Origin of the sequence: Streptomyces anatolicus (assembly GCF_019400875.1) — a bacterium.
In the GTDB taxonomy this organism is placed as follows: Bacteria; Actinomycetota; Actinomycetes; order Streptomycetales; family Streptomycetaceae; genus Streptomyces; species Streptomyces anatolicus.
This window is the reverse complement of record NZ_WMBF01000218.1, coordinates 1-10,267: the sequence shown is the minus strand read 5'-3', so window position 1 is coordinate 10,267 and position 10,267 is coordinate 1. Positions and strand designations below refer to the sequence as shown.

Sequence of the window (10,267 nt, the reverse complement as noted above, 5' to 3'; positions counted from 1 at the left end):
GTCACCGGGCAGTAGTACGGCGCGTCACCCGTTCGGGGGGCGGGGATCACCGCGGGGCGGTGGACCGGCCGGATTTTCCGCAGCGTCCTCCCTCATCGCCAAATCCCTTGAGAACTAAGGGGATTAAGGATTCAGCAGCCCCACGGGGCGGCGAGCCGTTTGCCCGTTTTTATCCAGAGCCGATAATGCGACGCATTACCAACTCTTTACGTTGGCCCACCGCAACCTTCGCGGTCTTCGAGCGGTAGTCACGGCGTCCGATCGCCGGAAGCCATCCGGTGGGACGCCGGAGCCGATCCGGCCGGACAACCCACGTTCTCTCCCGTCTGAAGGAGCATCATGTCCCTCCCCCTGACCCGCCGGATCGCCCGCGCCGCGCTGCTCAGCGCAGCAGGCGCAGCCTCCGTGGTCGGTGCGGCCGGCTCCGCGAGCGCCGTTGGCCTGCCTGCCGCTCCCGACCTGGGCGGGCTGACCGCGCTGGACGGCGCCGGCCTGGGCAACACCGTCGACGGCGCCGCCCAGAACACCACCAAGACCGCCGGTGACACCGGCGGGAAGGCCGTGAAGAAGGCCGTCCCGACCGCGGGCAAGGTCGTCGGCAAGGGCGCCAAGACGGCGGCCCCCGCCGCGCAGAAGGCCGCCGGTGACGTCGCGGGCAGCGCGGGCGAGGTGCTCGGCGACACGGCGGGCACGGCGACCAAGGGCGGTCTGCCCACCGACGACGTGGCCAAGGGCGGCCTCCCGACCGACGCGGTCACCAAGGGCGGTCTGCCCACCGGCGGGCTGCCCACCGGCGCTCTGTCCACCCAGGGTCTGCCGCTCGGCTGATCGACCGGCACCCGCACGCAGGGCCCGGAGCCACTGGCTCCGGGCCCTGCCGCATGTCCGGCCGCATGTCCTGCCGGGCGCTCACGCCAGGCGCTCGACCGCCGCCGCCACCCGCTCGTCCGTCGCCGTCAGCGCCACCCGCACGAAGCGGTCGCCCGCCGGGCCGTAGAAGTCGCCGGGCGCCACCAGGATGCCGAGGTCCGCGAGATGGCCCACCGTCTCCCAGCAGGACTCCTCGCGCGTGGCCCACAGATACAGGCTCGCCTCGCTGTGCTCGATGCGGAAGCCGTGCTTCACCAGCGCGTCACGCAGGAGCGTGCGCCGGGCCGCGTACCGCGCGCGCTGTTCGTGGACGTGCTGGTCGTCGCCGAGCGCGGCCACCACGGCGGCCTGGGTCGGCGCGGAGGTCATCATGCCGCCGTGCTTGCGGATCTGGAGCAGGTCGCCGAGGACGGCCGCGTCACCGGCGATGAACGCGGCGCGGTAGCCCGCGAGGTTCGACCGCTTGGAGAGCGAGTGGACGGCGATGATCCCCTCGTACGAACCGCCGCACACCTCCGGATGCAGGACCGAGACCGGGTCGGCCTCCCAGCCCAGTTCCAGGTAGCACTCGTCGCTGACGAGGAGCACGCCGTGCTCGCGCGCCCAGGCCACGGTGCGGGTCAGCTCCTCGCGGGTGAGGACCCGGCCGGTCGGGTTCGAGGGCGAGTTGAGCCACAGGAGCTTGAGGTGCGTGGGGTCCAGGTCCGTGGGCTCGTCGTAGACGGCGTACTCGGCCCTGGCGAGCCGCGCGCCCACCTCGTAGGTCGGATAGGCGAGACGGGGATAGGCGACCACGTCGCCCGGGCCGAGGCCCAGCTGCGTCGGGAGCCAGGCCACCAGCTCCTTGGAGCCGACGACCGGCAGGACCTCGCGGTGCGTGATGCCCCGCGCGCCCAGGCGCCGCTCGCACCAGCCGGTGAGCGCGTCGCGCAGCTCGGGCGTGCCCCACACCGTCGGATAGCCCGGCGAGTCGGCGGCGGCGACCAGGGCCTTCTGGATCAGCTCGGGGACCGGGTCGACCGGGGTGCCGACGGAGAGGTCGACGATGCCGCCCGGGTGCGCGGCCGCCGTGGCCTTGTAGGGCTCCAGCTTGTCCCAGGGGAAGGCGGGAAGCCGATCGGAGACTGCGGACACGTGCTCACTCCCGTGGTGCGCTTGTTCGTTCGGGGGCGCCTGGAACGCCTCGGTGGAAATGCCTCGGTCCCGTGCGGCAAGGGATGCCGTACGGGACCGGGGCGGCGCTCAGGCTGCCGTTACTGGTTCTGCGGCGGCAGTGCGGCGATGAAGGGGTGGTCGCGCTCGATCAGTCCGAGCTTGCTCGCACCACCGGGCGAACCCAGCTCGTCGAAGAACTCGACGTTCGCCTTGTAGTAGTCCTTCCACTCCTCGGGAGTGTCGTCCTCGTAGAAGATCGCCTCGACCGGGCAGACCGGTTCGCAGGCTCCGCAGTCGACGCATTCGTCCGGGTGGATGTACAAGGACCGGGAGCCCTCGTAAATGCAGTCGACCGGGCACTCCTCGATGCACGCCTTGTCCTTGACGTCGACACAAGGCTGCGCGATGACGTAGGTCACGCTGTCGTTCCTCCTCGATACGGGCGTTGGCGGGCCGTCCTCAGGCTCCGCTCGCCTGGCGCGCGGGAGCGCGGCGTCGTCGATGCCCGCCCCTAGTATCTCCGTTCCTGGGCATGATCCGAACAGGAGGGGCATACAGAGCTGTGGAATTCACTGCGGGCGGACGGCTCGAGGTCCGCATCACCCCTGCTGACGTGGGGAAACGAGTCTCGGTGCGGCGCCTGGGTGAGCCGGGATCACCTGGCGGCAAGTTCACCGACACGGTGGGTGTTCTCACATCGTGGAATGACGGTGTGGTGGTGATCACACGGCGGACCGGTGAGAGCGTCCCCATCCCGGAGCACACCCTGGTCGCGGGCAAGGTCGTGCCGCCGGCCCCCGCCCGCAGGCGCGGACCCGCCGCCTCGTACGAGGAGCTCGCTCGGGTCTCCGCGCGGGCCTGGCGGCCGGTGGAGAGCGAACGGCTCGGCGAGTGGGAGCTGCGGGCCTCCGGCGGGTTCACGCGGCGGGCCAACTCGGTGCTCCCGCTGGGCGATCCGGGACGGCCGCTGGACGAGGCGCTGGCGTACGTACGGCAGTGGTACGCGGCCCGGGAGCTGCCCGCCTACGTCCAGACGGCGACGGGCGCCGAGGGCACCGAGGAGCTGCTGTGCGCGGAGTTGGCGGCGCGCGGCTGGGTGCGCGAGGTGAGCGCCGCGCTGCACATCGGCGCGCTCGCTCCGGTCGCCGATCTGGACGCGGACGTGTCGCGCGTAGAACTCGCCAGGTCCTGCGACGCGGCGTGGCTGCGGCGGTACGGGCGGGCCGGGGACTTGGCACCTCATGTGTCCAAGGTGCTGGCGAGCGGGCCCTCGGTGTGGTTCGCTTCCGTGCCCGGGAGCGGTGACACCGCGGCGGCCATCGGGCGGTGCGTGGTGGACGGGCGCTGGGCGGGGTTCATGGCGGTGGAGGTGGACCCGCGGCTGCGGCGGCAGGGGCTCGCCACCGCGGTGATGTCCGCGCTGGCCCGCCAGGCCCTGCTCGACGGCGCGTCGGCGGCCTGGCTGCAGGTGGAGGACGGCAACGACGGCGCGCGGGCGCTGTACGGCCGGATGGGCTTCGCGGCGCATCACACCTATCACCACTACCGGCACGGCGGGTCCTGAGCGGCGGCCCGGCGGGGCAGCACGGCACGGCACGGGAAGACAGCCCGGCGAGGGCATGAGACACGAGGCACGTATGCACGCGGAGTCCGGCGAATGGCGGCGGCGGTTCGCCGAAGAGGCGCGGTCCGAACGGCCGGGACTTGCGCTGCTGTGTCTGCTGATCGGCGCCGAGGCCGACCCCGGACTCGACGAGGCGGGCATCGACGCCGCCGAGATCGAGCTCGACCGGCTCGCGGGCCTGCTGCCGTTCCGTCCCGGCGGGCCGCGCGCGTGGGCGGTCGCGATGGCGGAACTCCTCGGTGAGCAGTGCGGGTTCGAGGGGACGCCCGGCGACTACCAGCGCCTGGAGTCCTCCCTGCTGCACGAGGTACTGCGGCGCCGCAGGGGGCTGCCGATCCTGCTCTCCGTGGTGTGGATGGAGGTGGCGCGGCGGGCGGGCGCACCGGTGTACGGGGTGGCGCTGCCGGGGCACTTCGTGGTCGGGTTCGGGCCGCGCGACGACCAGGTGCTCGCCGATCCGTTCGACGGCGGGCGGCTGCTGACCGGGCAGGACGCCGAGCTGCTGGTGGCGGGGACGGCGGGTACGGGGGTGCAGCCGTCGATGCTGACGCCCGCCGATCCGCTGAACATCGTCCAGCGCATCCTGAACAACATCCGCGCCTGGGCGGCCGCGCGCCCGGAGCGCTCGGAGGTCGCGCTGTGGGCCCTCGACCTCTCCCTGCTGCTGCCCGCACACCCGGCGCGGCTGCGCTACGAGCGTGCCCAACTCCTCGTCCAGCGCGGCGACTTCCTGGGCGGGGCTGCGGCACTCGAGGAGTACGCCGAAGTCGTGACGGCGGTGGAGCCGACCACGGCGGACCGGGTGCGCCAGCAGGCGCGGGCGGCCCGGGCCATGCTGAACTGACCGGGCGGCGGTGGCGCGGGGCGCGGCGGAGCGACGTATCGATCGAGCCGACCGGGCAACACGCACGTATGCCTTCCCAACCCCCCGGAACCACCGAGTGGCGACGGCTCTTCGCGGCCGAGGCCGGGGCACCGCGGCCCGATCTCGCGCTGCTGTGCCTGCTGATCGGCGCCGAGGCCGACCCCTTGCTCGGCCAGCAGGGCATCGACAGGGCGCGGCGCCTGCTCGGGCGGCTCGCGGAACAGGCCGCGCACGGCCACCGCTCGGTCCCCGCCGAAGGCTCAAGGGCCTGGGCCGTGGCCCTCGCCGAACTGCTCGGCGGGCAGTGCGGGTTCCGGGGCAGGCCCGGCGAGTACGGGCGCCTGGAGTCCGCCCTGCTCCACCAGGTCCTGCGGCGCCGCAGAGGGCTGCCGATCCTGCTCTCGGTGCTGTGGATGGAGGTGGCGCGGCGGGCGGGCGCGCCGGTCCACGGCGTGGCGCTTCCGGGCCACTTCGTCGTCGGCTTCGGCCCCGTGGAGGACCGGGTGTTCGCCAACCCCTTCGACGGCGGGCGCGTCCTGACCGGCGCGGACGTGGATCTGCTCGTCACGGCGGCCACCGGGGCGCCGCCCGTGGCGTCGATGCTGACCCCCGCTCATCCGCTGGACATCGTGCGGCGCGTCCTTGACACCATCCGCGCCTGGGCCGCGCCGCGCCCCGAGCGCTGTGACGTCTCGCTCTGGGCGGTCGAACTCTCCCTGCTGCTGCCCTCTCCACCGCCCCGGCTGCGCTACGACCGGGCCCAGCTCCTCGTGCGCAAGGGCGACTTCGCGGCGGGCGCGCGGGAGCTCGACGCGTACGCCGACGACGTCGCGGGGCAGGACGCGGCGACGGCCGAGCGGGTGCGGTGGCAGGCGCGGGAGGCGCGGGCGCTGCTCAACTGAGAGAGCCCATTCTTCTCGCCGGTCAGAGCCAGCCCTTGTCGCGGGCGGTGCTGACCGCCTCCGCGCGGTTGCGGACGGCGAGCTTCTGGATCGCCGTCGAGAGGTAGTTGCGGACCGTGCCCTGGGAGAGGTGCAGGGACGCGGCGAGTTCGGCGTTGGTGGCACCGCCCGCCGCCGCGCGCAGGACCTCGCGCTCGCGGTCCGTCAGGGGGTTCGCGCCCTCCGCGAGTGCGGCCGCCGCCAGGGCGGGGTCGATGACCCGCTCCCCCGCGAGGACCTTGCGCACCGCCGCGGCGAGCTGGGCGGCCGGGGCGTCCTTGACCAGGAAGGCGTGGGCACCGGACTCCATGGCGCTGCGCAGATAGCCGGGGCGGCCGAAGGTGGTGAGGATGACGACCTTCACGCCGGGGCGGGCGGCGCGCAGTTCGGCCGCGGCCTCGATGCCCGTGCATCCGGGCATCTCGATGTCGAGCAGCGCCACGTCCACGTCGTGCGCGCGCGCCGCCGCCAGCACCTCGTCGCCGCGCGCCACCTGGGCGACCACGTCGATGTCGGGCTCCAGGCCGAGCAGGGCGGCGAGTGCCTCGCGGACCATCGACTGGTCCTCGGCGAGCAGCACCCTGATCACACCGTCGCCGCCCGCTGCCGCCCCGTGGCCGTTCTCGCTGCTCATGAGGGGGATCCTATGGCCGTCCCGGACAGCGGGACGCGGGCCGTCAGGCGGAAGCCGCGCGCGCCCGCCGAGCCCGCCGGACCTGCCGGGCCCGCCTCCAGGGTCCCGCCGACCGCCTCCACGCGCTCGGTCAGGCCCGTCAGGCCGTTGCCCGGCGCCGCGCCCGAGCCGCCCGTGCCGTCGTCCTCCACGGAGAGTTCGAGCACCGGTCCCGCCAGGGTCTGGCGGGCCGTGAACGCCACCGTGCAGCGCCGGGCGGAGCTGTGCCGTACGACGTTGGTCACGGCCTCCCGCAGCGCCCAGGCGAGCGCCGCCTCGCCCTGCTCGTCCGGGAGTCCGTCGGGCGCCTGGAGCGGCACGTCGGCGTCGATGCCCGCCGCGGTCAGCGCCGTGCGCGCCCCGGCGAGCTCGCCGGCCAGGGTGCGCCTGCGGTAGCCGGAGACCGCCTCGCGCACGTCCACCAGGGCCTGGCGGCTGACCTGCTCGATGTCGGCCACCTCCTTCGCCGCCTTCTCGGGGTGGGCGGGGAGCATCCGCCCGGCCAGCTCGCTCTTGAGGGTGATCAGGGAGAGGGAGTGGCCGAGCAGGTCGTGCAGGTCCCTGGCGAGCCGCAGCCGTTCCTCGTTGGCGGCGAGCTGGGCGACGGTGGCCCGTGCCTGCCGGAGCTGGACCGTCGTACGGATCAGCTGGCGTACGCCGCTCATCGCGAACCCGATGAGGAGGCTGAGCACGGCGAGGTTGCCGAGCAGGTCCTGGAGGCTGTCCGTGCGCAGGCCCACGGCGACCTGCACGGCCGTGACCGCGGGGATGACGCGGACCGCGTACCGCAGCGGCAGCACCGCGCCCGCGGAGACGGAGACGTACACGAAAAGGCCGAGCCAGTTGGTGCCGAAGGCGAGCGCGAGGAGCACGGCGAGGGTGAGCTGCGCCGCGAACGACACGTACACCACACGCCAGTCGAGCACCCGCACGGTGTACCGGAAGACGAGCGAGAGGTAGCAGGCGACGAAGGCGGCCAGGCCCAGGGAGCCGAGGAGCGTGGCCGCGCCGGAGCGCTCGGCCGTCACCAGGTCACGTACGGGGCTCGCCAGGAACACCAGCCAGATGCCGATCCACAGCGCCTTGGCGAGGATCTGGCGGCGGTCGAGGACGGGCTGCCCGAAGGTGAGCAGCGGCTGGGCCAGTTCGAGGCGGGTGGTGTCGCGCGGGTCCTTGGCGCGGGGGGCCTCGGCGCGGGGGGTCTTGCTCACGCCTTCAGGGTGTCCTTCCGGTACAGCCAGGCCGCGCCGCCCGCGAAGAGGAGGAAGTAGGCGGCCAGCAGGATGACGTCCTTCGCGTGCGGGGCACCACCCAGTTCGATGGCCTGCCCGACGGCAGCGTACGCGTGCGTGGGCAGCCAGGACGCCACGTCCTGGAGCCACTGCGGGAACGTCGTCGCGGGCATCCACAGGCCGCCGAGGAGGGAGAGCCCGAAGTAGACGATCATCGTGATCGGGCGGACCGTGTCACCGGACGCGAGGTAGCCGATGGCGACGCCGAGCGCCGCGAAGCAGAGGCTGCCCGCCCAGATCGCACCGCTCAGCGCCAGCCACTGCCAGGCCGCGAAGCGGACGTCCTTGAAGAGCGCGGCGACCGCGAAGACCACGAGGATCGAGGGCAGGCTCACCACCGCGGCGCTCGCGGTCTTCGCGAGCACGTAACCGCGCCCGGGCAGGGGCGTCAGGCGCAGCTGGCGGACCCAGCCGCTCTCCCGCTCCTTCGCGATGCGCTCGCTGTTGCCCATCAGGACGGCGGTGAGGGCGCCGAAGGACGCCATCGAGACCATCATGTACGCGGAGAGCGACAGTCCGGAGTCGGGGACGCCGCCCTGGGTGTTCGAGACGATCACGAAGAGCAGGACCGGATAGACCACGGAGAAGAAGAGGAACTTGCGGTTGCGCAGGGCGCGGGTGATCTCCAGCTTGATCAGGCCGCGTGAGGCAAGAGTGTTCGTCATCGGGTCCTGGCCTCCTCGGCCTCGGTGATCGCCACGAACGCCTGCTCAAGGCCGAGCCCGGCGACTTCGAGGTTGTGGGGGTACAGGCCGAGTCCGTACAGCGCGTGCACGGTGGCGTCGGCGTCGGCGGACTGGAGGCGGACCGTGTGGCCCGAGACGTCCAGTGCCGTCAGGAAGGGCAGCTCCCGCAGCCGTCCGGTCACCGTCTCGTCCATCTCGGCGAGGTCGAAGGCGACCTTGCGGGCGCCCGCCCTCGCCTTGATCTCGGCGGCGGTGCCGTCCGCGAGGAGGCGGCCCCGGTGCAGGACGAGGACGCGGTCGGCGATCGCGTCGGCCTCTTCCAGGTAGTGGGTGGCGAACAGGATCGCGCGGCCCTGGTCGGCCTGCTCCCGCATGGTGGCCCAGAAGGCCTGGCGGGCGGTGACGTCCATGCCGGTCGTCGGCTCGTCGAGGACGATGAGGTCGTTCGCGCCGGCCGTGGCGAGCGCGAAGCGGACGCGCTGCTCCTGGCCGCCGGAGAGCTTGTCGACCTTGCGGTCGGCGATCTGGGCGATGCCCGCCTGGCTGAGCACGTCGCCGACCCGGCGGGGCCTCGGGTGCAGATCGCAGGCGAGCCGCACCAGCTCGCCCACGGTGACCTCGCCCATCAACCCGCCGCTCTGCAGCATGGCGCCGACCCGGCCCGCGGTGATCGCCTCGCGCGGCGAGGTCCCGAAGACCCGGACCGTGCCGCTGTCCGGGCGGCGCAGGCCGAGCAGCAGGTCGAGGGTGGTGGACTTGCCCGCGCCGTTCGGCCCGAGGAGCGCCACGGTCTCGCCGGGGCGCAGGTCGAGGGTGAGACCGTCCACGGCGCGGACGTCGCCGTAGCTCTTGGTCACCTCTGTGAAGGTCACTGCTGTCATGTGATCCATCGTCGGCGGCGGCGGACGACGGGGGCAGTGTCGTGTGTGCCGGGTCCGGGATGACATCTGTCATGCCGGACCCGGCACCTGGGGAGCGCGAGCTCGGGAGCGGCTAGCTCGCGTTCGTCTCGATCACGCCGATCCGCTCCGCGGGCGTCTTGCCGAGCAGCGCCTTGTTCATGGCGCCCGCCACGTCGGTCGGCTGGACCGGCGTCTTGTCGCCGTTGCCGCGCTGGATGAGGATGCCGTCGAAGACGTTGCCGTACAGCTTCTTCAGCTCTTCCAGGTTGTAGTGCGGCTGGAGGGTGCCGCTGTCGGTGACCTTGGTCTCCAGGATCTTCGGCAGGGACCTCGCCGGGCCGAAGGGGATCGACTTGGCGCCCGCCTTGATCGTGACGTTGGCGGACATCGCGGGCTTGGCGAACCGGGTCATGAACTTGTCGACCTCGGCCTTGGAGACCGTCGGCTTGCGGGTGGTGACCGGCACCTGGACCGCGCCCGCGCTGCCCGTCTCCACCTGCTTCTCGTACGCCTCCGCGACGGCGGCCGTCGAGGCCTCGGCGTCGATTCCCTTGCCGACCCTGCCGTAGACGGGGACGGCCTTGCCGGGTTCGAACTTGACCGTGCCCTCCTTGGCCGAGCCCGAGCCGCCCGCGGCCCGCTCGAGGGCGGCCGCCAGCTTCTCCTCGTCGACGGGCATGACCGGATCGACGACGCGGTGGTTGCCGAAGAGCGAACCGATCACCGATACGGGGTTGTAGTCGCTGCCCGCTGCCGCGCGGACGGTGGCCTGGCTGTCCAGGGTCAGGCCCGCCTGGTCCGGCTTGAGCGTGACCTGTTCACCGGCGACCGACAGCTTCAGCGGCTTGGCGACGCGCTCGCCGAGGGCGTCGTCGAGCTTCTTGACGGCCTCGTCGCGGGTGCCGCCGCCGATGTCGACGCCGAGCACCGTGGTGCCCTTCGGGACGTCCGCGTGGTTCATCAGCAGGCCCGCGCCGTACGCACCGCAGGCCGCGACGACCGCGAGGGCCGCGAGGAGGACCAGTTTGTTGCGGCCCTTCTTCTTCGGGGCGGGCTTGGGGGCGGCCGGTACGTCGGAGCGCACCGGCTCGGGCAGCTTCGGCGGGGTGTGCGCCATCGGCCCGTCGCCCTGCGTGCCGGGCGGGAACGGGGAGTTGTCCTGTACGGGCGGCACGACGGGGATGCCGCTGGTCAGCGTCTCCCCCGAGACGTTGCCGCCCGGCGTGGGCGCGCCGGCGCCGCCGGGCAGGGAGCCGGGG

At 73.0% G+C, this 10,267-nt stretch carries 10 protein-coding genes and 1 pseudogene; 4 read left to right on the top strand and 7 right to left on the bottom strand.

Annotated elements, in window-relative coordinates; all coding sequences use genetic code 11:
• Positions 1-339: 339 nt before the first annotated feature.
• Positions 340-828: an ATP-binding protein gene (locus tag GKQ77_RS19485; RefSeq protein WP_219690200.1), complete on the top strand. Its 489-nt coding sequence runs from the start codon at positions 340-342 to the stop codon at positions 826-828.
• Positions 829-909: 81 nt separating this feature from the next.
• Here the strand turns inward: GKQ77_RS19485 and GKQ77_RS19480 are convergent, their stop codons facing one another.
• Positions 910-2,004: a bifunctional succinyldiaminopimelate transaminase/glutamate-prephenate aminotransferase gene (locus GKQ77_RS19480; protein ID WP_219690199.1), complete on the bottom strand. Its 1,095-nt coding sequence runs from the start codon at positions 2,002-2,004 to the stop codon at positions 910-912.
• 119 nt (positions 2,005-2,123) lie between these two features.
• Positions 2,124-2,444 carry a ferredoxin gene (gene fdxA / locus GKQ77_RS19475; protein WP_018089397.1) on the bottom strand — a complete coding sequence of 107 codons (321 nt, stop codon included), beginning with the start codon at positions 2,442-2,444 and terminating at the stop codon, positions 2,124-2,126.
• A 143-nt stretch (positions 2,445-2,587) separates the two neighbouring features.
• On the opposite strand from fdxA, the gene GKQ77_RS19470 reads away from it, so the two are divergent.
• From GKQ77_RS19470 to GKQ77_RS19460, 3 genes are all read left to right on the top strand, one after another.
• Positions 2,588-3,589, top strand: a complete 1,002-nt coding sequence (locus tag GKQ77_RS19470) for a GNAT family N-acetyltransferase (RefSeq protein WP_219690198.1) — start codon at positions 2,588-2,590, stop codon at positions 3,587-3,589.
• A gap of 55 nt (positions 3,590-3,644) precedes the next feature.
• Complete coding sequence (locus GKQ77_RS19465) at positions 3,645-4,493, top strand: transglutaminase family protein (RefSeq protein ID WP_219690197.1); 849 nt, start codon at positions 3,645-3,647, stop codon at positions 4,491-4,493.
• A 68-nt stretch (positions 4,494-4,561) separates the two neighbouring features.
• A complete protein-coding gene (locus GKQ77_RS19460; RefSeq protein ID WP_219690196.1) occupies positions 4,562-5,416 on the top strand; it encodes a transglutaminase family protein in 855 nt (284 codons plus the stop codon).
• Between the two features lie 22 nt (positions 5,417-5,438).
• Here GKQ77_RS19460 and GKQ77_RS19455 read toward each other — a convergent pair whose 3' ends face one another.
• The 5 genes and pseudogenes from GKQ77_RS19455 to GKQ77_RS19435 form a co-directional block, all read right to left on the bottom strand.
• On the bottom strand, positions 5,439-6,089 hold the full coding sequence (locus GKQ77_RS19455) for a response regulator transcription factor (RefSeq protein WP_219690195.1): 651 nt from the start codon (positions 6,087-6,089) through the stop codon (positions 5,439-5,441).
• Complete coding sequence (locus GKQ77_RS19450; RefSeq protein ID WP_372459927.1) at positions 6,086-7,273, bottom strand: sensor histidine kinase; 1,188 nt, start codon at positions 7,271-7,273, stop codon at positions 6,086-6,088. Before GKQ77_RS19450 ends, GKQ77_RS19455 begins: the two co-directional genes overlap by 4 nt.
• 62 nt (positions 7,274-7,335) lie before the next feature.
• On the bottom strand, positions 7,336-8,085 hold the full coding sequence (locus tag GKQ77_RS19445; protein WP_219690194.1) for an ABC transporter permease: 750 nt from the start codon (positions 8,083-8,085) through the stop codon (positions 7,336-7,338).
• Positions 8,082-8,996 carry an ABC transporter ATP-binding protein gene (locus GKQ77_RS19440; protein WP_219690193.1) on the bottom strand — a complete coding sequence of 305 codons (915 nt, stop codon included), beginning with the start codon at positions 8,994-8,996 and terminating at the stop codon, positions 8,082-8,084. Before GKQ77_RS19440 ends, GKQ77_RS19445 begins: the two co-directional genes overlap by 4 nt.
• Positions 8,997-9,099: 103 nt before the next feature.
• Positions 9,100-10,267: pseudogene (locus GKQ77_RS19435) on the bottom strand (hypothetical protein); the annotation flags it as partial.